We start from the raw sequence: 19,135 nt of genomic DNA on the forward strand, positions 1-19,135 counted from the left end.
GCACTCTATCGCCGGAACCCTGTGGCTTTGACGAAAGATCAGCGAGAGTCGGGATGAGAATCCCTTCATGTCGACAGGTGCGACACTGGACGCATGGCGGCGCGCGGCCCCCGATTCGCTGCCCGGCTCGAGGATGCCGTGCAGGGCTTCCGCGAGCGCCGCGGGCGCAAGCGAGGACTGATCCCCACGATCGTCCCCTACATGGGCTACGGCGCTCCCGGCTGGATCCGCGTGCTCGGACGGGTGGTCCTCCAGCGCCCCGATGCCGTACCCGCGGATCGGCTCGAGGGGCTCCGCGGCTGGCGCAGCTTCGTGAGCGTCCCGGTCCGCGACGTCGAGGTGGTGGTGGAGTCCGGCGACGCCCGGCACGTGCTGCACTCGGACCGCGGCGGCGTGATCGATGCGCGGATCGAGCTCGACCTCGAACCGGGATGGCGCGAGGTCCGGATGTCGGTCGACGGCGACGCCGTCACCGCCCGGGTGATGGTGGTCGATCCCGCCGCCCGCTTCGGCCTGGTGTCGGACATCGACGACACCGTCATGGTCACCGCCCTCCCCCGCCCCTTCCTCGCCGCGTGGAACACCTTCGTGCTCGACGAGCACGCGCGCACGCCGGTGGCGGGTATGGCGGTCCTCTACGACCGGCTGCAGCGGTCGCATCCCGGAGGACCGGTGATCTACCTCTCCACCGGCGCGTGGAACGTCGCGCCGACGCTCACCCGCTTCCTCGGGCGCAACCTCTACCCGGCCGGCACGCTCCTCCTGACCGACTGGGGACCGACGAACGAGCACTGGTTCCGCAACGGAGTCGCGCACAAGCGGGAGTCGCTGCGCCGGCTGGCAGAGGAGTTCCCCCACGTGCGCTGGCTGCTCGTGGGCGACAACGGGCAGTCGGACGAGAAGACCTACGGGGAGTTCGCCGCGTCGCACGCCGAGCAGGTCGCGGCCGTCGCCATTCGACGCCTCACGCCCGGGCAGGCGGTTCTGGCGGGTGGCCGGAGCTCCGGCACCGTGACCGCTGCGGGCGTGCCGTGGGTCTCGGCATCGGACGGCGCCGGACTCGCCGAGCAGCTGGCGGAACTGGGGATCGTGGAGCGGCCGCCGCACCTGTAACACGCGGGAGCGCCCGCTACCGTGGTGGGCGACATGACGCGCTTCGACGACGGCTCGGCGGGCGACACCAACTACGGATCCATCGGCCGCGGGTACGCGGCCGTCCGCCGGCCCGACCCCCGCATCGAGGCCGTGGTCGAGGAGTCCCTCGGCGACGCCCGCAGCGTGATCAACGTCGGAGCCGGCGCGGGCTCCTACGAGCCGCGGGATCGGATCGTCGTCGCCGTCGAGCCGTCCGCGTCGATGCGCGCGGAGCGCCCCCGCGACCGCGTCCCCGCGATCGACGGAACCGCCGACCATCTGCCGTTCGACGACGGCGCCTTCGACGCGGCGATGGCATCCGTCACGGTGCACCAGTGGCCCGACCTCGAGCGCGGGCTCGGGGAGCTGCGGCGCGTCTCGCGCGGACCCGTCGCGATCCTGACGTTCGACCCGATCGTGCCCGAGCCGTGGTGGCAGCCGGTCTACGTCCCCGAGCTGTACGAGGTGGAGGCCCGGCGCATGCCGCCGCTCTCGCGCATCGCGGACGCGCTCGGCGGCACGGTCGAGATCCGGACGGTCATGATCCCGGCCGACTGCATCGACGGGTTCGGGCAGGCGTTCTTCGCGCGACCGGAGGAGACGCTGCGTCCCGAGGTGCGGCGCGCGATGTCCGCGTGGTCGTTCCTCGACCCCGGCGTGGTCGAGCGGTACGAGCGGGAGCTCGGTGCGGATCTGCGCTCGGGCGCCTGGGACGAGCGGTGGGGCGCGTTCCGCGACCTCCGCGCGTTCGACGGGGGCCTACGGCTCGTCGTCAGCCGCCCCTGATCGGGGGCCGCGGGGCGTCCTTGACCCGGCGGTCGCCCTTCGCTAGATTCGCGAGGTCGGACCGCGTGTCCCCCACATGGCGGACCGACATCGCGTTCCACCCCTGGGAGCGCTCCCCCGTCCCGGACAGGTCCCCCGCATGTTCGTCGCCCTCCTCGTCGCCGCCGGCGCGACCGCCCTCGTCGCCGTCGTCATGATGCTCGTCACGCTGCAGCGCAGCGCACGGCTGACGCTCGTCCGCGGATTCGCGAGCGCGGCGCTCGGGGTCGGCATCGTGGCCGCCGCGGCCGTCGGGGTCGTCGCGGTCTCGGCCGCTCCCGCGGAGGCCGCCGCGCCGCACGGCCCGGTCATCGCCGACCTGCAGCTGCCCACCCGCTGAGTCGGCGGTCGCGGGCATACTGCTCGCGTGGCCGACTTCACCCGCGCCCGGCGGCGGATCACGGCGCTCCGACTGACCGCGCTCGGCGTCGCGCGACCGTCCGGTACGCCGGCCGAGGCGGTCCGCTCGCTCCTGGCGATGCAGGCCCAGGATCTCCCCGGCGCGCTCTGGTCGGTCGGGCTGCGGTCGGGGGCGACCCGTGATGGGGTCGTCGCCGAGCACGAGGCGGGCGGGTTCGTGCGGTCCTGGCCGATGCGCGGCACACTCCACCTCGTCGCGCCGGACGACCTGCCGTGGCTCCTCGACCTGACCGGCGGGCGGGCGATGTCCGCGGCGGCGGGACGGCACCGCCAGCTCGGCATCGAGGCGACGCACGTCGCGCAGGCGGAACGGATCGCGCTCCGCGTGCTCGACGGGGCGACGGCGACGCGCGCCGAGCTCCTCGCGGCGCTCGAGCACGGCGGCGTCGACGTCGGGGGGCAGCGCGGCGCGCACCTGCTGCTCCGGCTCGCCCAGCTCGGGGTCGTCGTGATGACGGCGCGCGACCGCTGGGCCCGCCTCGACGCCGTGGCGCCGTCGCCCATCCGCCGGGATCGCGACGAGGCGCTGCGCGAACTCGCCCTCCGGTACTTCGTGTCGCACGGTCCCGCGACGGTCGCCGACCTCGCCTGGTGGGCGGGTCTCACCCTCGCCGGCGCGCGGGCCGGCACGGCCGCGGCGCGCGAGGGGCTCGAGGAGCTGGTGCTCGACGGTACTGCGTACCTGCACCGGCCCGGGCTCGAGCCCGCCCGTCCGGCGGCGCATCTGCTGCCCGGGTTCGATGAGAACCTCCTCGGCTACACGGACCGCAGCGCCCCGCTCGCGGGCGAGCCGCTCATGACGGTGGCGCCGGGATCCAACGGGATGTTCCTCGCCAACGTGGTGGTCGACGGGGAGATCGTCGGCCTCTGGCGCCGGAAGGAGTCGGCGAAGGGCGTGCACGTGGAGATCGCGCCGTTCCGCGAGCTCGGCGCGAGGGCCCAGGCCGCGATCGCCCGCGCCTCGGCGCGCTATGCGCGGTATCTCGGCGTCCCCCTGCTCCCCTAGGCTCGCCAGCATGCTGGGTTCGGCGGGGGCGCTCGCCCGCTCCACGCACCCCGGTCCGAGCCTCGCGGTGACCGCCGTCGCGATCCTGCTCGGCGTCGCCGTGGGGTTGGAGTGGTGGCGGATCCTCGTCCTCGGTGCCGCGATCCTGCTCGACCAGATCTCGGTCGGGCTCTCCAACGACGCGCTCGACGCCCACCGAGACCGGGAGGCGGGGCGCGCGGACAAGCCGGTGGCGCGCGGCGACGTCGGAGTGCGGACCGTCTACCGGATCGCGGTGATCGCAGCGCTCCTTTCGCTCGTCGCGACGCTCCCCCTCGGCGTGCTCGCTCTCGCGGCGCACGCGATCGCGCTCGGCTCGGCGTGGCTCTACAACGTCGTCGCCAAGTCGACGCCGGTGTCGGTGCTTCCCTATGTCGTCAGCTTCGGACTCCTGCCGGCGATCGCGTCGCTCGCGGCCCCGCATCCGGCCTGGCCGCAGTGGTGGGCCCTCGCGGCCGGAGCGCTCCTCGGCATCGCAGCGCACGTCGCGAACGTCCTGCCGGACCTCGACGACGACCGGCGCACGGGGGTCCGCGGGCTGCCGCACCGGCTCGGTCCGCGTCCGTCCCTGGTGATCGCGTGGGCGGCGCTCGTCCTCGCCGCCCTCGCCGTGGCCTCCGGATCGGGATTCAGCGTCGTGGCGCTCGTCGGGCTCGGGGCCTCCGTCGTGCTCGCCGTCGCGGGCGTGTCCGTCGCTTGGCGACGCGGGGCGGGGCGCTGGCTCTTCCTCCTCGTGATCGTCGCCGCGCTCGTCGACGTGACGCTCCTCGTCCTCGCCGGGCACCGGATCGTCACCGGCTGAACCGATCGCGCGCCTGCTGCGTAGTCCCCGGTGAGGAGGTCCACTCGAGTGAGCACCGAGAGCGGTCGCGGCCCGGCTCTCCGCCGCGGCGACAAGGCGGATGCGTTGCGCGCGCTCGCCGACGCCCACGCGGCCGCCGTCTGGCGCTACGTCGTCCACCTGACCGGCGATCGCGCGGGCGCGGACGACGTCGTGCAGGAGACGCTGCTGCGCGCCTGGCGCACCGACGCGATCCTCGCCCAGGACCCGGCGGGCGTGCGCTCCTGGCTGTTCACGGTCGCGCGCAACCTCGTCATCGACGAGCATCGGAGCGCCCGCAAGCGGCACGAGCTGTCGACCGACGAGGTGCCGGAGCGCGTCGAGCGCGACCGCACCGACGCCCTGTTCGAGGCGATGCTGGTGGAGGAGGCCCTCGCGGGCCTCGGCTACGAACACCGGTCCGTGATCGTCCACGCCTACTTCGGCGGCCGCAGCATCGCCGAGACCGCCCGCGAGCTCGACATCCCCGAGGGCACCGTCAAGTCACGACTGCACTACGGGCTGCGCGCGCTGCGCCTGGCCCTCCAGGAGAAGGGGGTGACGAGGTGACCGACCCCCGGGACCACGCGCGGTACGCCGACTGGGACGGCGCCTACGTGCTCGGCGCGCTCTCCTCGGCCGAGCGCCGCGAGTACGAGGCACACCTCGAGACGTGCGACCGCTGCCGCGTGGCGGTCGCCGACCTGAGCGGCCTGCCCGGGCTGCTGGGCCGCGTCGACCCCGAGCGCGCGCGGACGCTGCTCGAAGTCGAGGTCGCCGAGGCGGCGGTCCCGCCGCCGTCCGTCGATCTCGTCTCACGCATCGAGGCGGGCGAGCGCCGTCGGCGGATGCGGAGCTGGCGGGTCGTGGCGGGCGTCGCGGCCGCGGCCGTCGTCGTCGGCGCCGTCGCGGTGCCGGTGGCGATCGCCGTGCAGCCGCATCCGACGGTCAGCGTCGCGCTCCGCTCCCCGTCGGTGCCGCTCACGGCGGACCTCGCGCTCACGGATGTGACGTGGGGCACGCGCATCGACATGCGCTGCGGCTACGCCGAGGCCGCGGCCGCGGGCGACGGGAACCGCGAATGGGATTACGCCCTCTGGGTCGTCGATCGGACGGGCGCCGCGAGCGAGGTCTCGACCTGGAAGGCCCGCACCGGATCGCAGGTGCGGCTGTCGGCGGCGACGTCGCTGTCGATCGGGCAGATCGCCGCGATCCAGGTGCGGTCGGCGGCGGGTGCCGTCCTGCTGTCGAAGGGGTTGTAGGGGCGGAGGGGTTCTCGATGCGCGGCGGCGCGGCTACTCGACTCGCTCGGGCGAGGACGCCGCCGGCTCGTCGACCTGGGACCGGTCGTTGCCGCGCGAGAGGTGGTTGCGGATCCCCGCGAAGGAGACGAGACCGCCCGCGACGAGGAGCGCGGCCATGACGACGATCGTGCGGTGGAAGCCCTCGAGGTTCAGCGCCCCGCCGGTGATCACGCCGAGCAACGCCGTCACGATGAGGCCGGCGACCCGGGAGACCGCGTTGTTCACGGCCGACGCGATGCCGGAGCGCTCCGGCTCGATCGCACCGAGGATCGCCGAGGTGAGCGGCGACACCGTGAGCGTGAGCCCGATGCCGAAGATCACGATGCCCGGCAGCATCTGCCACCAGTAGTCGAAGTCCTGCATGACGAGCAGCATCGTCAGCACGCCGGCACCGCAGATGAGCGGCCCGATCGTCATGAACAGGCGCGGGCCGAGCCGGCCCGACCAGGATCCGACCCGCGAGCTGAAGAGGATCATGATGACGGTCGACGGCAGACTCGCGACCCCGGCGAGAGTGGCCGGCAGCTTCGGCCCCTCCTGCAGATAGACGCCGATCGCGAACGACGACAGCGAGAGCGCGCCGTAGATGAACGCGGTGGCGACGTTGCCGGTCCAGAAGTTGCGGGAGCGGAACAGTCCGAGCGGCATCACCGGGTTCGGCGCGAAGCGCTGGCGCACGAGGAAGCCCGCGAACGCGAGGACGCCGAGCGTCATCGCTCCCCAGATCGCCGGGTTCGCCCAGCCGAGATTGCCCTGCTCGATCAGCGCGAAGACGATGCCCGCGAGGCCGACGGTGCAGAGCACGGCGCCGAGGTAGTCGATCCGCACCCCCTCGCGGCGGACGTCCTTCTGACCGAGCCGCACCAGCAGCACGAGGACGACGGCGATCGGGACGACGTTGATGAAGAACGCGAACCGCCAACCGGAGATCGCCCCGACGCTCAGGAAGTCGACGAACACCCCGCCGATCACCGGCCCGACGATCATCGCGACGCTCGTCATCCCGGTCCAGATCCCGATGGCGCGCCCCTGGGCGGCCCCGCGGATGTTGCTTGTGATGAGCGCGAGCGAGCTCGGCACGAGAAGTGCGCCCGCCACCCCCTGCACCGCCCGCGCGCCGATCAGGAACTCGACCGTCGGCGCCGCGCCGACCGCGATCGAGGCGAGGCCGAAGGCGACGAGCCCGATCCGCATGACGAGGATCCGGCCGTAGAGGTCGCTGACCGAGCCCGCGACGAGGATGAACGCCCCGAGCGTCACGAGGTACGCGTCGACGATCCACTGCTGCGCGGAGAGTCCGCCCCCGAGGTCGTGGATCATCTTCGGCAGCGCGACGTTGACGACGGTGCCGTCGAGGAACGAGACGAACGAGGCCAGCACCGCGATCACGACGACGAGCTTCTGCGATGCCCCCAGCGCGGGCCTGGCTCCGGCGGAGGGTGCGGCATCGCTCATGGCGCCACGTTACCGGCGGGCGACGACGCCCCGCACGGCGGCAACGGTGCGCGGATCCGCGAGGACACGGAAGTGGCCGACGACGTCGATCTCGATGTTCTCGGCACCGTCGAGGTACGAGCCCTCCGGCACGTGCGGGTCGACGCGCGGGTAGATCGAGGTGATGCGGGCGTCGGAGGCGCGCTCCGCGGCGAGCCGGGCGAGCAGCGCGTCGCCCGGGAGGAACGCGCGGAGGGCCCCGGCGGGCACCAGACGCGCCATGCTCGACCCGGCGAACGGTGTCGCGATCGCCACCAGGTGCGCGACGCGCCGGACGTCGTCGGCGGCGGCGAGCTCCTCGACCAGCAGCTGCTTGCCCACGATGCCGCCCTTGCTGTGCGCGACGAGAACCGCTCCCCGCAGGTCGCGCTCCACCAGGGCCCGCGCCACTTCCGCGACGACCCACGGGATCGGGCGGCTGTTCGCCCCGATCGTCTCGATCACGTGCACCGGGTGCCCGTCCGCGTGCAGCGCGGCGCCGATCGGCGCCAGCAGGTGCCAGGTCTCGTAGGTGCCGGGGAGCAGCACGACGGGCGCGAGCGTCCCGTCGCGCCAGGCGAGCGGCGGCCGGCGCTCGCGGAGCGCCCCGGCGCGCAGCCGCATCCCGTTCGGCAGGTCGGCGAGCAGCGCGCGGATGGTCATGCGTCTCCGCCCCGCTCCACGATCGCGCCGTCGTCGGCGTCCCAGGCGTCGTCGGCGGCGCGCGCGAAGGCGAGCATCCAGCGCGCCGTCGCGACCGGGTCGGTGTGCATGATGACGTGCGGTCCGCGGACGATGCGCGACTCGGTGTCCGGCACACCGCGCGCCAGGTGGTGAACCCAGCGGTTCGGCACGATCGGATCGCGGTCGCCGTCGACGACGAGCACGCGGGCGCGGAGCCGCTCCATGCGCTCCTCGACCCGGTCCTCCAGGAGGTGCGGCAGCTGGCGCAGCAGATACGGGAGCCCGCAGCGCACGAGGTAGTCCGAGGCGGCGATGGCGAAGACGCGCGGCGGTTCGCGGAGGCCGTCCAGGAGGAGCCGGCGGATCGCCCGGCCCGCGGTGCGGAGTTCGGGCTCGAGCGTCGGCGCGAGCAGCACGATGCGGTCGGTGACGTCGGGATCGCGGTCGGCGACGAGCGACACGACGTTCGACCCCATCGAGTGCCCGACGAGCACCGGAGCGTCGATGCCCGCGCTGCGGATGGCCGCGGCGAGCGCGGCCGCGTGATCCTCCAGCGTGACGTCGCGGCGCGGGTCCGGCGCCGCGCCGTAGCCGGGCAGGTCGACGAGGAACACGTGCGCGCTCCGAGCCAGCTCGGCGGCGAGCGGATGGAAGTAGCGCGACGAGACCCCGAGCCCGTGCACCAGGACGAACGACGGAGCGTCCGCCGGGAGCGCCGCGCGATCCTCGAATCGCTTCATGACGACCGTCAGGTCGTCGTGCTGCACCCGGCTGGTGAAGAACGCGGCGCCCCGCACGTGCCGCACCCGGTAGGCGTCCTCGCCGGCCGCGCCGCGGGGGGCGCGGCCGAACGCGTCGCGGATCGGCATCCCAGAAGACTACGGAGCGGGGGTCTCCGCGGGCTCCGGGATCGCCGTCTCCTCCGGCGCGGCGTCCGCGGCGAGCAGCTCGCGCACCCGCGGGATCACCTCGGTGCCGTAGAGCTCGATGGCGGTCATGAGGTGCTCGTGCGGCGTGCTGCCGCTCGTGTACTTGAGGTCGAACCGCTGGATGCCGAGCGACCGGACGGTCGTCGCGATCTTCTGCGCGACCGTCTCCGGCGAGCCGACGTGCTGCGCGCCGTGCTCGATCTCGGCCTCGAAGCGGTCACGGGTCACCGGCGGCCACCCGCGCTCGCGCCCGAGCCGGTCGTTCATCGCCTGGTAGCCGGGCCAGTAGAGCTCGCGGGCCTTCTCGTCGGTCTCGGCGATGAATCCCGGCGAGTGCACCGCGATCGGCAGATCGGGCCGGCCCAGCTGCGCAAGAGCGCGGTGGTACAGATCCACGTACGGCGCGAACCGGGCCGGCTCGCCGCCGATGATCGCGAGCACGAGCGGGAAGCCGTAGCGCGCCGCGCGCACGACCGACTCCGGGCTGCCGCCGACGCCGACCCAGGCGCGGAGGCCGTTCTCGGTCTTCGGGTACACCTCGGCATTCGTCAGGGCGGGCCGCAGGGCGCCCTCCCAGGTCACCGGCTGCTCCTTCAGGAGCTCGTGCAGGAGGTTCAGCTTCTCCTCGAACAGGCCCTCGTAGTCCTGGAGGTTGAAGCCGAACAGCGGGAACGACTCGGTGAACGAGCCCCGCCCCAGGATGATCTCCGCGCGTCCGTTCGAGATCGCGTCGAGCGTCGCGAACTTCTCGAACACGCGGACCGGGTCGTCGCTGGAGAGCACGGTCACGGCGGTCCCGACGTGGATGCGCTCGGTGCGGGCGGCGATCGCGGCGAGGGCGATCTCGGGCGCCGAGATCGCGAAATCCTCGCGGTGGTGCTCCCCGATCCCGAAGAAGTCGACGCCGACGCGGTCGGCGAGCACGGCCTCCTCGACGACGTCGCGGATCACCTGCGGGTACGAGACGGGGTTCCCCTGCTGGTCGACCGTGCGGTCGCCGAAGGTGTCGAGACCCAGCTCGACGACGGGCTGCTGATCGGCCATGCTGTCCTCCATTGTTCCATGCGTATGCATCGACACTTTCAACCGCGTGCCTGCGTCGAGTATTCCTGGAGGGGATGACCTTCCTCGACGCGGACGGAGCCCCGGCCTCGGGGCTCGGCCTCCGCTACCTCGCGGGCGCCCAATTCGTCGTCGACGAGGCCTTCCGCCGGCTCGGGGAGGGCCGACCCGGTCCGGCGCCGCACCCCGGTCCCACGTTGCGCGGCCCGGGCTCACGGCCGTGAGCGCGGCCCGCCGCAGCGCCGGGCTGCTGCTGCACCGCGACGGCGCGGACGGCCTCGAGGTGTGGATCGCGCACATGGGCGGGCCGTTCTGGGCGCGCAAGGAGGAGCGCGCCTGGTCGATCCCCAAGGGCGAGCTCGACGAGGGCGAGACCGACGACCTCACGGTCGCCCGCCGCGAGTTCGCCGAGGAGATGGGCGCGCCCGCGCCGGATCTCCCCTATGCGGCGCTGGGCGAGTTCCGCTACTCCTCCGGCAAGACGGTCGCCGTCTTCGCCGCGGCCGCTCCGCACTTCGCGCCCGCCGAGATCCGCAGCAACGAGTTCGAGCTGGAGTGGCCCCCGCGCTCGGGACGCCGCCGGTCCTTCCCCGAGGTGGACCGTGCGGCGTGGGTGCCGCTCCCCCGCGCGCGGGAGCTCCTCGTCGCCGGGCAGGTGCCGGCGCTCGACGCGCTGGAGCGCCTGCTCGCGGGCATGAGCGGGAGCCGCGCGTAGGATCCGGTCATGGTGGAGTCATGGAGCACCACGGTCGTGATCGTCGGCGACGACGGCGGGCTGCTGCACTCCCTCGACCGGATGGCGAACGTGCGGGCCGCGAGCCTCGCCGGACGCGACGACGAGGACGTGACGCGCTGGAGCCGCTCGGCGACGACCCCTTACGTGGTGCATGATCGGGATCCGCTCGAGCACGTCGCTGCGGCGTGGGTCGAGTTCTTCGACGACCGCTCGACGCTCGGCGCGCTCGAGCTGGAGGTCGACCGGGCCGTCGACGCGCTGAGCAGCGGCAGCGTCGCGATCCCGGACTACTACGTGGTCGTCGAGTCGGAGTCGCTGCCGCCGACCTGGCGGCACTGGTGGCTCGGCGTGATGGCGCAGGCGTCGCCGACGCGGGTCATCCCGCGGCGCGAGTCCGACCCGCCGCTCGCGCGGCTTCTGCGCCGGCTGCCCACGGGACGCGCCTGGCCGGAGCCGCGGTGGCTGCGGTCGGTGAGCGGCGCCGTCCCCGACCGCGTGGGCATCGGCAGCGCCGCGTAGCGCCTCGTCGGCGGTCGGTCAGGAGCCCGCGGCGCCGTGCGCCGTGCGCAGGTCGGCGACGAGTGCCGCGAAGCCCGCCTCGCGGTCCGCCGGGTCCCGCGTGCGCAGGAGCGACGAGGGATGGGCGGTGATGAGCGCCGGCGGATCGGTCTCGTCGAGCACCTGGCCGCGCTCCGCGCCGATGCGGGCCTCACGCCCGAGCACGGCGCGCGCCGCGGTCGCACCGAGGCACACGACGAGTCGAGGTCGCACGACGGCGAGCTCGGCGCGCAGCCACGGGCGGCACGCGTCGATGTGCGCGATGCCCGGCTTCTCGTGGATGCGCCGGGCACCGCGTCGGGTGAACCGGAAGTGCTTGACCGCGTTCGTCACGTAGACGTCGCCGCGCGCGATCCCGGCCTCGTCGACGGCCCGGGCGAGCAGCTGCCCGGCCGGACCCACGAACGGTCGACCGGCGCGGTCCTCCTGATCGCCGGGCTGCTCGCCGACCAGCATCAACCGGGCGGAGTCGGCGCCGACCGAGAAGACGACCTGCGTCGCGGGCTCCCACAGCTCGCATCCGCGGCACGCCGGAGCCGCGGCCCGGAGCGCAGGCAGGTCGGGATCCTCCGGGATCCAGGAGTCGGCGCCGGGGCGTTCCTCGCTCATGCCGCGAACCTAGGACGCCGCGGGCGCATGGCCGACAGGCCCGGAGGCGACTCCCGGCGAGAGGGGTGGAGGGTGGATCTGAGGGGACTCGAACCCCTGACCCCCTGCATGCCATGCAGGTGCGCTACCAGCTGCGCCACAGACCCGGAGCCCCGTGCGGGGCAACTTCCCCAGAGTACTACACCTGAGGATCGGCGTGATCCGACTCGAGCCAGGCGAGCGCGTCGGCGCTCGTGTCGAGGAGCGTCGGCGCGGAGGGATGCCCGAACGGGAGGTCGGGCGAGGTGGGCGTGCCGAGCAGCGTCGCGACCGCCGCATCCGCCCGGCGACGCTCGAGCTCGTGCATCACGAGCGCCGCGAGGTCGGCGAGGGTCGCCAGGTCGTCACCGGTATAGGGATGCGGCGCCGTGTCGAGCACGCAGAGCGTGCCGATGACGATCCCGTCGGGGGTGCGCAACGGGGTGCCGGCGGAGGCGCGGATGCCGGTCTCGTCGAACACGACGGCCGCCTCCCCGACCTCCGAGAGGTCCGCGATCGCCCACGGCTCGTCGTGGAGTCCCGCGGCGGCGTGCGCACGCAGATCGCGCGCGACGTGCTGCTCGCGCGTGCCGTGTCGCGCCTTGAACCAGATGCGGTCGCCGTCGACGAGGCTGACGAGTGCGATGGGCGACGAGGTGGTTCGCGCCGCAAGCGCCGCGATCCGGTCGAACGACTCGTCGGGCCCCGAGTCGAGCACGTCGTAGCGGCGCACCGCCGCCATCCGCACGTCCTCGTCCTCGGCCAGGAGCTCGGGCGCCACCCGATGCCGCCCGCTCGCCTCGATGATCTCGTGGCGGAAGGCGATGACGAGATCGGCCGCCGTCGGGCGGCGGGAGGGGTCGCGGTCCGTCATGGCCTGGAGGATGTCGGACCAGGAGCCCGGAAGATCGGAGGGGATCCGGGGGTCGGTGACGAGACGCTCGACGGCCGACTGGACGGCGTCGCCCGGATACGCGAGCTCTCCCGTGAAGCACTCGAGCAGGACGAGACCGAGAGCGTAGACGTCGCTCGCCGGGGTCGGATCGCCTCGGCGGACGACCTCGGGCGAGAGGTACGCGGCGGTGCCGGTGGTCGCCTCGTCGACGGTGAGCCGGGCGCCGTCGGCGTCGAGCGCGATGCCGAAGTCGGTGAGCTTCGCCCGCGCACGGTAGGCGCTCGTGCCGTACTGCACGAGCATGACGTTGGTGGGCTTGATGTCGCGGTGCACGACGCCGCGGAGGTGCACGTACTCGAGCGCCTCGGCCAGGTCGAAGGCGATCTCGCTGATCTCGCGTGCGGAGAACGACCGCTCCGCCAGCTCCCGGCCGAGATCGCGCCCGCGGATCAGCTCCATGACCAGGAACGGATGCGGGTCGTCGGGGGCCGAGTCGTCGGTCCCGGCGTCGATCAGGGTCACGATGCCGTGATGGTTCAGGGAGCCGAGCACCCGGAGCTCGGAGCGGTGCCGACCGATATCGAGGGGCGTCGCGGTCTTGAACAGCTTGATCGCGACCTCGCGCCCGATCGTCTCGTCGGTCGCCTGATAGACGGTCGCCATACCGCCGCGCCCGATGACGCGGTGCGGTCGGTAGCGGCCGAGGAGGGCCGGGACGGCGGACTGTTCGTCCATGGTGCTGTTCCTCTCCGCGTGTGCGGCGCGGGTCGGGTGGATTGCGGCGAAAATAACATGCACTGCCGACCGCATGAGCACGGCCGGCATGCGCGCGAAGGCGGCGCACAGGGTCGAGCGACCCTCGGATCAGGCCTCGCGGGCCGCCGGGAGCTCGAGGGGGATCACCGGGCAGTCGCGCCACAGGCGTTCGAGGGCGTAGTACATCCGGTCCTCCTCGTGGAAGACGTGGACGACCAGGTCGCCGAAATCGAGGAGCACCCACCTCCCCTCGGAGCGGCCCTCCCGACGCAGGGGCTTCGCGCCGATCTCGAGCAGGCGGTCCTCGATCTCCTCGGCGATCGCGAGGACGTTGCGCTCGTTACGGCCACTGGCGAGGAGGAAGACGTCGGTGAGCGGGAGCGGTTCCGACACGTCGAGGGCGACGAGATCCTCGGCCTGCTTGTCATCGGCGGCGAGGGCCGCCGCCTGCAGGAGCTCGAGAGCGCGGGCCGAGGCCGTCACAGGACCCCGGAGACCAGGCCGACGACCAGGAGGCCGACCACCACGACGGCCATGACGCCCGCCGAGACGATGAGCGCCGTCAGCGCCTTGTTGCCGACCGGCCTCTTCGCCACGATCACATCGCGCGTCGAGGTGTGGCTCGAGACGGCCTTGATCGCGCGCACGGGCTGCGAGTCGGTCGACACGACCTGGTGGTCGCCCGGGTCGAGATCGTGGTCCAGGTGGTGCTCGTCGAGCTGGGCCGGGTGGGCGCCCGAGGTCGCGAGGCTGCGGGGGAGGTCGATGGAGCCGGTGACGAGGATGTCGCCGGTGCCGAGGTTCGAATACTCCGGGGTCGGGATCGACGGGAGAACGAGCGCGCTCGTCGTGATGACACCGCTGCCGACGCCGACGCTGCGCGAGATCGTGTCGGCGACCTGCGTCGCGTCGTCGAGGTCGGCCTGCGTGGTCCAGTGACCGGCGGCAGGCGTCGCGGGCTGGGAGCCGGTCGCGACCGGCGCCGGAGCGGCAGCAGGCCGCTCCTCGACCACCTCGGCCTCGACGACCGGAGCGGCGGGCGTGGGCTCGACCGGCTCCGCCGTGACCGGCTCGACGGCGACGGGCTCGACGATCTCGATGGGATCGGGCGCGAACGCGGCGACCTCGGGGGCCGGGGTCTGCGAGGGAGCCGCGAAGAGGGCCTCGAACGGGGAGAGCTGAGGGGACGCCGGAGACGACGGCGGCTCGGCGGCGGGCGCTTCGACGGCGGTCACGGAGTCGGCGACGGCCGGCTCGGGCGTCGCCGCGGTGGGCGCGGGCGGTTCGACGAGCGCCGGCGGCTCGGCGCGGACGGGGGCGACGGCGTCGATGCCGCGTGCCTCGCGGAGCGCGCGGAGTTCGCGACGGGTCATCGTGTGCTCGATCGGTGCGGCCGGCGCAGCCTGCGCGGGGACGGCCTGCTCCGGCGCCTGCTCGGACTCCGAGGCGACCGGTGCGCGGTTCTGCGTGCGGTACTCGATCCCGTCGGCGGACTCGGGCACCGGCGACGGCATCGCCCGGGAGCGACGGGACTCGGGGCTGTAGTCGCGCGGGCGGTACGACGGAACGTCCTGCTGCGGCAGCATCTGCGTGGCCGGCTGGTCGGGGCCGCCGTCCTCGGCCTCCGGCGTACGGCGGGCGCGGAAGTCCGGTCCGTCGTACTGCGGCAGGGCCGCTCGGTTCTGCGTGGTGTACGTCAAGGGCTCCGCCGCCTCCTCCGGCTGCTGGCCGTAGGCGGCGTTGCGCTCGCCCTGACGCGCTGCGCGTCGGGACTGCAGCGGCTGATCCTGAAAGGTGGTCATGTCGTCGAACTCCGGTAGAGGTGGTGCTTGGAGATGTACTGCACGACACCATCGGGAACCAAGTACCACACCGGGTATCCCCGGCCGACTCGCGCGCGGCAATCCGTGGAGGAGATCGCCAAGGCGGGTACCTCAAGGGAGCTTACGCGCTGCGGGGGCAATCCGCTAATGCTCAATGCGTGGCCGGGGCGCGACACGGCGACGAAATGCGCAAGCTCCCAGAGCTCGCCCACGTCCTTCCAGTCGACGATCTGGGCGATGGCGTCGGCGCCCGAGATGAAGAACAGGTCGGCGTCGGGGTAGAGCGCCTTGAGGTCGCGGAGGGTGTCGATCGTGTAGGTGGGCCCCTGCCGGTCGATGTCGACCCGGCTGACGGTGAACTCGGGGTTGGAGGCGGTCGCGATGACCGTCATGAGGTAGCGGTGTTCGGCCGGGCTCGACGCGGTCTTCAGGTAGGGCTGCCCGGTCGGGACGAAGATGACCTCGTCGAGGTCGAAGCTCCGTCGCACCTCGCTCGCGGCCACGAGGTGGCCGTGATGGATCGGGTCGAAGGTGCCGCCCATGACGCCGATCCGGCGGCGCGGCGCGGCGGCGTCCGTCACCCTGGCGTCCTAGTGGTGCTCGTCCGCGTGGTCGTGCGGCTCGGCCGGGAAGGGCTCGCGGTCGGCGTGCCGGTTGGCGACGTCGCGGAAGCTCCACGAGACGAAGCCCAGGACCACGAACGCGATGGCGGCGATGAGGGGGAACGCCCAGGTCGGCAGGAACAGTTCTGCCTTCGGCTGCTCGGCGGCCAGGGCGATCAGGGCGTGCATGGCGTCGATCCTATCCGCGTCGCCGCGCTCAGCCGCGCACCTGGCCCGCGCCGCGGACGAGCCACTTGGTGCTCGTCAGCTCCGGCAGACCCATCGGCCCCCGCGCGTGCAGTTTCTGCGTCGAGATCCCGACCTCCGCGCCGAAGCCGAACTCACCGCCGTCGGTGAATCGGGTGGACGCGTTGACCATGACCACCGCGGAGTCGACCTCGGCCAGGAACCGCTCCGCACGGGCGTAGTCGTTCGTGACGATCGACTCGGTGTGCTTGGTGGAGAACCGGCGGATGTGCTCGAGCGCCCCGTCGAGGTCGTCGACGACCGCGACCGACATGTCGAGGCTCATGTGCTCGGTGGCGTAGTCATCGTCGGTCGCCTCGCCGAGGCCCGGGACGACGGACCGCGTTCGCGCGTCGCCGACGAGCGTCACGCCCCGCTCCTGCAGCGCCGCGACCACGGGCGGGAGCAGCCGCTCGGCGGCCCGCGCATCCACCAGGAGCGTCTCGAGCGCGTTGCAGACGCTCGGTCGCTGCACCTTGGCGTTGACGGCGATGTCGATCGCCATCCGCTCGTCCGCCGTCTCGTCGAGGAACAGGTGCACGACGCCGGCTCCGGTCTCGATGACCGGCACCTTCGACTCCTGCACGACGGACGCGATGAGGTCGGCGCTCCCCCGCGGGATCAGCACGTCGACCCTGCCGACCGCGCGCATGAGCATGGTGCCGCCCTCGCGGCCGTGCTGGTCGACAGTCTGCACCGCCTCGCCCGGCAGGCCGACGCTCTCGAGCGCGCCCTGCAGCAGCTCGACGAGCACCGCATTCGTGTTCTGGGCCGCGCGGCCGCCGCGCAGCACGACCGCGTTGCCGCTCTTGAGGGCGAGCGCCGCGATGTCGATGGTGACGTTCGGCCGCGCCTCGTAGATGGCGCCGATGACGCCGAACGGCACACGCACCTGACTGAGCAGGACGCCGTTGGGGAGGGTCGAGCCGCGGACGACGACGCCCACGGGGTCGGGGAGCGCGATGATCTCCCGCACGGCCGCGGCGAGCGCCGCCAGACGCGTCTCGTCGAGTCGCAGACGGTCCTGCAGGCCCGCGCTCAACCCGTTCTCGCGGCCGTTGGCGAGGTCGAGCTCGTTGGCCGGGAGGATGCGCGCGGCGCCGGTCTCGATCGCGACGGCGATGGCCTCGAGGGCGGCGTCCTTGCGGCCGGTCGGCGTGGTGGCGAGCACGCGGGCCGCGCGGCCGGCGGCCTCGAGCTCCCCGTCGATCGCGAGCGGAGCGGTGAGGGTGTCCGACATGACCGGGATTCTACGGTCCGGCGCGATCAGGCGCCCACGACCCGGAGTCCGCGGGCGCGGTCGCCGCGGAGCAGCCGCTCGGCGTGCTCGGCACCGGCGCGGGCGTGGGCGACGGCCCGCGCGACGGCCGTCTCGGCGTCGCCGGCGCGAACGGCGTCGAGGATCGCGCGGTGCTCGGCGAGCTGCTCGGCTCGCGACGCCGGCGTGGTCACCTCGAGCCAGCGCGTGCGCGAGAGGGTCGTCATCACGCCGCGGATGGCCTCGGCGAGCAGCGGATTGCCGGACAGCGCGGCGAGCTCGACGTGGAACTCCTCCCCCCAGCGCACCCCGCCCTCGGGATCGTCGGGCTGCCGGTCGAGCAGCTGATCGAGACGGGCGAGCGCCGCGGGATCGGCGCGCGCGGCGGCGAGACGCAGGGCGGCCGACTCCACCGCTTCCCGGAGCTCCCCGACGTGCCGGAGCTCGGCGAGGTCGAGCGGGGCGACGCTCCAGCCGCGCTCGTCGCGGCGGACGAGGCCCTCCGACTGCAACCGCGACAACGCCGCCCGCACGGGTGTGCGCGAGGCGCCGAGCTCGGATTCGAGGCCGCGTTCGCTGATCCGCTCCCCCGGCGCGAGGTCGAGCGCGAGGATGCGCGCTCGCAGGCCCTCGTAGGCGCCCTCGGACTGCGTCGTCATGCGCTCAGCGTAGCGGGATACCGACTCGGTATACCAGTAGGCTCGCGGCATGCCGTCCCCCACCCCCATCGGCGCCCGACCGTGGGCGATGCTCGCGGTCGCGGTGTACGCGCAGACGTCGACGACGGTCGTGCTCGCGACCCCGGCCTTCCTCATCCCCCTCCTGCACACGGTTCAGGGCGTGCCGCTGGTCCAGGCCGGACTCCTCGCCGCCGCCCCGAACCTCGGGATGGTGCTGACGCTCGTCGCCTGGGGCGCGGCGGCCGACCGCTGGGGCGAACGCCGGGTGCTCGTGCTCGGGCTGCTCCTCACGGCTCTCGCCGTCGTCGCGGCGATGGTCGTGCAGGGCGACGTCGCCCTCGGGATCGCGCTGCTCCTCGCGGGGATGGGCGCCGCGTCGACCAACGCGGCGAGCGGGCGCGTCGTGATCGGCTGGTTCCCGCGCGAGCGCCGGGGGCTCGCCATGGGCATCCGCCAGGCATGCCAGCCGCTCGGCACGGCGATCGCCGCCCTCGCCGTGCCGCCGCTCGTGGCGTCCGGATCGGTGCTGCCCGCGCTCGTCCTCGGGGCGGCCATGGTGGCCGTCGCGTGCGTCGCGTGCGCGGTGGTCATCGTCGACCCGCCGCGCCCGGAGCGCGTACGCGTCGAGGGCGCGAGCGACAACCCGTACCGGCGCGGCCTCCTCTGGCGCATCCACGCCGTCTCGGTACTGCTCGTCGTGCCGCAGTTCGCGCTGTCGACGTTCGGGCTCGTGTGGATGGTCGCGGGGCTCGGGTTCTCGGCCCTCGCCGCCGGCGTCGTCGTCTCGGCGGCGCAGTTCCTCGGCGCAGCGGGCCGGGTCGGCGTCGGCGTGCTCAGCGACCGTGTCGGCAGCCGGCTCCGGCCGCTCCGCTGGGTCGCGATCGCCGGGATCCTCGCCCTCCTCGCCACCGCCGTCACCGGTGCGCTCGGCGAGGGCGCGATCGGGTGGGCGATCGCCGCGGCGGGCTGCTACGTGATCGCGAGCTGCGTGAGCGTCGCCGACAACGGGCTCGCGTTCACCTCGGTCGCCGAGATCGCGGGGCCGTTCTGGTCGGGACGGGCGCTCGGCGCGCAGAACACGGGGCAGTTCCTCGGCGCCGCGATCGTCGGACCGGTGGTCGGGGCGCTCATCGGGCTCGCGGGATACGCGGGCGCCTTCGCGCTCGTCGCGATCGCACCGCTCATCGCGGTGCCGCTCGTGCCGTCCGCGCGCCGCGAGCGGATCGAGTAGCTGCGCAGCGGCGTATCGAGATCCGGC

Annotated in this window: 23 protein-coding genes and 1 tRNA gene; 11 read left to right on the plus strand and 13 right to left on the minus strand. The window is 73.5% G+C overall.

Translation table 11 applies throughout. The annotated features are described in order from the left end of the window. Nucleotides 1–93: 93 nt before the first annotated feature. The 7 genes from ACTHM3_RS01810 to ACTHM3_RS01840 all read left to right on the plus strand — a co-directional run bounded on the left by ACTHM3_RS01810 (nucleotide 94) and on the right by ACTHM3_RS01840 (nucleotide 5,506). Entirely contained in the window at nucleotides 94–1,113 is a 1,020-nt protein-coding gene (locus ACTHM3_RS01810; RefSeq protein WP_440404376.1) for an App1 family protein, read from the plus strand. Nucleotides 1,114–1,146: 33 nt separating this feature from the next. After that, nucleotides 1,147–1,920 (plus strand): class I SAM-dependent methyltransferase, encoded by a 774-nt coding sequence (locus tag ACTHM3_RS01815; RefSeq protein WP_440404377.1) that lies wholly within the window; start codon nucleotides 1,147–1,149, stop codon nucleotides 1,918–1,920. 139 nt (nucleotides 1,921–2,059) lie between these two features. Then, on the plus strand, nucleotides 2,060–2,299 hold the full coding sequence (locus tag ACTHM3_RS01820) for a hypothetical protein (protein WP_440404378.1): 240 nt from the start codon (nucleotides 2,060–2,062) through the stop codon (nucleotides 2,297–2,299). A 27-nt stretch (nucleotides 2,300–2,326) separates the two neighbouring features. Beyond that, nucleotides 2,327–3,385: a winged helix DNA-binding domain-containing protein gene (locus ACTHM3_RS01825; protein WP_440404379.1), complete on the plus strand. Its 1,059-nt coding sequence runs from the start codon at nucleotides 2,327–2,329 to the stop codon at nucleotides 3,383–3,385. A 10-nt stretch (nucleotides 3,386–3,395) separates the two neighbouring features. After that, nucleotides 3,396–4,226, plus strand: a complete 831-nt coding sequence (locus ACTHM3_RS01830) for a UbiA family prenyltransferase (RefSeq protein WP_440404380.1) — start codon at nucleotides 3,396–3,398, stop codon at nucleotides 4,224–4,226. A 48-nt stretch (nucleotides 4,227–4,274) separates the two neighbouring features. Next, nucleotides 4,275–4,814 carry a sigma-70 family RNA polymerase sigma factor gene (locus ACTHM3_RS01835; RefSeq protein WP_440404381.1) on the plus strand — a complete coding sequence of 180 codons (540 nt, stop codon included), beginning with the start codon at nucleotides 4,275–4,277 and terminating at the stop codon, nucleotides 4,812–4,814. Further along, on the plus strand, nucleotides 4,811–5,506 hold the full coding sequence (locus ACTHM3_RS01840; protein WP_440404382.1) for a zf-HC2 domain-containing protein: 696 nt from the start codon (nucleotides 4,811–4,813) through the stop codon (nucleotides 5,504–5,506). Before ACTHM3_RS01835 ends, ACTHM3_RS01840 begins: the two co-directional genes overlap by 4 nt. Before the next feature lie 33 nt (nucleotides 5,507–5,539). Here the strand turns inward: ACTHM3_RS01840 and ACTHM3_RS01845 are convergent, their stop codons facing one another. The 4 genes from ACTHM3_RS01845 to ACTHM3_RS01860 are packed head-to-tail and all read right to left on the minus strand — an operon-like array spanning nucleotide 5,540 to nucleotide 9,690. Then, the gene (locus ACTHM3_RS01845; RefSeq protein ID WP_440404383.1) at nucleotides 5,540–7,003 is read right to left on the minus strand and encodes an MFS transporter; all 1,464 of its coding nucleotides are present in this window, start codon (nucleotides 7,001–7,003) and stop codon (nucleotides 5,540–5,542) included. Nucleotides 7,004–7,012: 9 nt separating this feature from the next. Continuing rightward, nucleotides 7,013–7,684 (minus strand): esterase/lipase family protein, encoded by a 672-nt coding sequence (locus tag ACTHM3_RS01850; protein WP_440404384.1) that lies wholly within the window; start codon nucleotides 7,682–7,684, stop codon nucleotides 7,013–7,015. Continuing rightward, nucleotides 7,681–8,574 (minus strand): alpha/beta fold hydrolase, encoded by an 894-nt coding sequence (locus ACTHM3_RS01855; RefSeq protein ID WP_440404385.1) that lies wholly within the window; start codon nucleotides 8,572–8,574, stop codon nucleotides 7,681–7,683. The genes ACTHM3_RS01850 and ACTHM3_RS01855 overlap by 4 nt, the downstream gene beginning before the upstream one ends. A gap of 9 nt (nucleotides 8,575–8,583) precedes the next feature. After that, complete coding sequence (locus ACTHM3_RS01860) at nucleotides 8,584–9,690, minus strand: LLM class flavin-dependent oxidoreductase (RefSeq protein WP_440404386.1); 1,107 nt, start codon at nucleotides 9,688–9,690, stop codon at nucleotides 8,584–8,586. A gap of 62 nt (nucleotides 9,691–9,752) precedes the next feature. On the opposite strand from ACTHM3_RS01860, the gene ACTHM3_RS01865 reads away from it, so the two are divergent. Genes ACTHM3_RS01865 through ACTHM3_RS01875 form a run of 3 tightly spaced genes read left to right on the plus strand, consistent with a single transcriptional unit; the run spans nucleotide 9,753 to nucleotide 10,951 of the window. Further along, complete coding sequence (locus ACTHM3_RS01865) at nucleotides 9,753–9,920, plus strand: hypothetical protein (RefSeq protein ID WP_440404387.1); 168 nt, start codon at nucleotides 9,753–9,755, stop codon at nucleotides 9,918–9,920. Further along, entirely contained in the window at nucleotides 9,917–10,411 is a 495-nt protein-coding gene (locus ACTHM3_RS01870; protein ID WP_440404388.1) for an NUDIX domain-containing protein, read from the plus strand. The genes ACTHM3_RS01865 and ACTHM3_RS01870 overlap by 4 nt, the downstream gene beginning before the upstream one ends. 9 nt (nucleotides 10,412–10,420) lie before the next feature. Then, the gene (locus ACTHM3_RS01875; protein ID WP_440404389.1) at nucleotides 10,421–10,951 is read left to right on the plus strand and encodes a hypothetical protein; all 531 of its coding nucleotides are present in this window, start codon (nucleotides 10,421–10,423) and stop codon (nucleotides 10,949–10,951) included. An 18-nt stretch (nucleotides 10,952–10,969) separates the two neighbouring features. On the opposite strand, the gene ACTHM3_RS01880 is transcribed toward ACTHM3_RS01875, so the two are convergent. The 9 genes from ACTHM3_RS01880 to ACTHM3_RS01920 form a co-directional block, all read right to left on the minus strand. Continuing rightward, nucleotides 10,970–11,599, minus strand: coding sequence for a UdgX family uracil-DNA binding protein (locus ACTHM3_RS01880; RefSeq protein ID WP_440404390.1), 630 nt, complete (start codon nucleotides 11,597–11,599; stop codon nucleotides 10,970–10,972). A 73-nt stretch (nucleotides 11,600–11,672) separates the two neighbouring features. Further along, nucleotides 11,673–11,745, minus strand: a tRNA-Ala gene (locus tag ACTHM3_RS01885). Between the two features lie 32 nt (nucleotides 11,746–11,777). After that, on the minus strand, nucleotides 11,778–13,247 hold the full coding sequence (locus ACTHM3_RS01890) for a protein kinase domain-containing protein (RefSeq protein WP_440404391.1): 1,470 nt from the start codon (nucleotides 13,245–13,247) through the stop codon (nucleotides 11,778–11,780). A 129-nt stretch (nucleotides 13,248–13,376) separates the two neighbouring features. Beyond that, complete coding sequence (rsfS, locus tag ACTHM3_RS01895; RefSeq protein WP_440404392.1) at nucleotides 13,377–13,751, minus strand: ribosome silencing factor; 375 nt, start codon at nucleotides 13,749–13,751, stop codon at nucleotides 13,377–13,379. Next, a complete protein-coding gene (locus ACTHM3_RS01900) occupies nucleotides 13,748–15,070 on the minus strand; it encodes a hypothetical protein (RefSeq protein ID WP_440404393.1) in 1,323 nt (440 codons plus the stop codon). The genes rsfS and ACTHM3_RS01900 overlap by 4 nt, the downstream gene beginning before the upstream one ends. Then, nucleotides 15,067–15,672, minus strand: a complete 606-nt coding sequence (gene nadD / locus ACTHM3_RS01905; RefSeq protein WP_440404394.1) for a nicotinate-nucleotide adenylyltransferase — start codon at nucleotides 15,670–15,672, stop codon at nucleotides 15,067–15,069. The genes ACTHM3_RS01900 and nadD overlap by 4 nt, the downstream gene beginning before the upstream one ends. Nucleotides 15,673–15,681: 9 nt before the next feature. Further along, on the minus strand, nucleotides 15,682–15,882 hold the full coding sequence (locus tag ACTHM3_RS01910; protein ID WP_440404395.1) for a hypothetical protein: 201 nt from the start codon (nucleotides 15,880–15,882) through the stop codon (nucleotides 15,682–15,684). A 28-nt stretch (nucleotides 15,883–15,910) separates the two neighbouring features. Further along, nucleotides 15,911–17,179, minus strand: a complete 1,269-nt coding sequence (locus tag ACTHM3_RS01915; protein WP_440404396.1) for a glutamate-5-semialdehyde dehydrogenase — start codon at nucleotides 17,177–17,179, stop codon at nucleotides 15,911–15,913. Between the two features lie 26 nt (nucleotides 17,180–17,205). After that, complete coding sequence (locus ACTHM3_RS01920) at nucleotides 17,206–17,856, minus strand: GntR family transcriptional regulator (protein WP_440404397.1); 651 nt, start codon at nucleotides 17,854–17,856, stop codon at nucleotides 17,206–17,208. A 49-nt stretch (nucleotides 17,857–17,905) separates the two neighbouring features. Here ACTHM3_RS01920 and ACTHM3_RS01925 point away from each other — a divergent pair, with 49 nt between their 5' ends. Then, complete coding sequence (locus ACTHM3_RS01925) at nucleotides 17,906–19,108, plus strand: MFS transporter (protein ID WP_440404398.1); 1,203 nt, start codon at nucleotides 17,906–17,908, stop codon at nucleotides 19,106–19,108. Nucleotides 19,109–19,135: the final 27 nt, after the last annotated feature.

This window comes from Pseudolysinimonas sp., from assembly GCF_051954455.1.
Classification (GTDB): Bacteria; Actinomycetota; Actinomycetes; order Actinomycetales; family Microbacteriaceae; genus Pseudolysinimonas.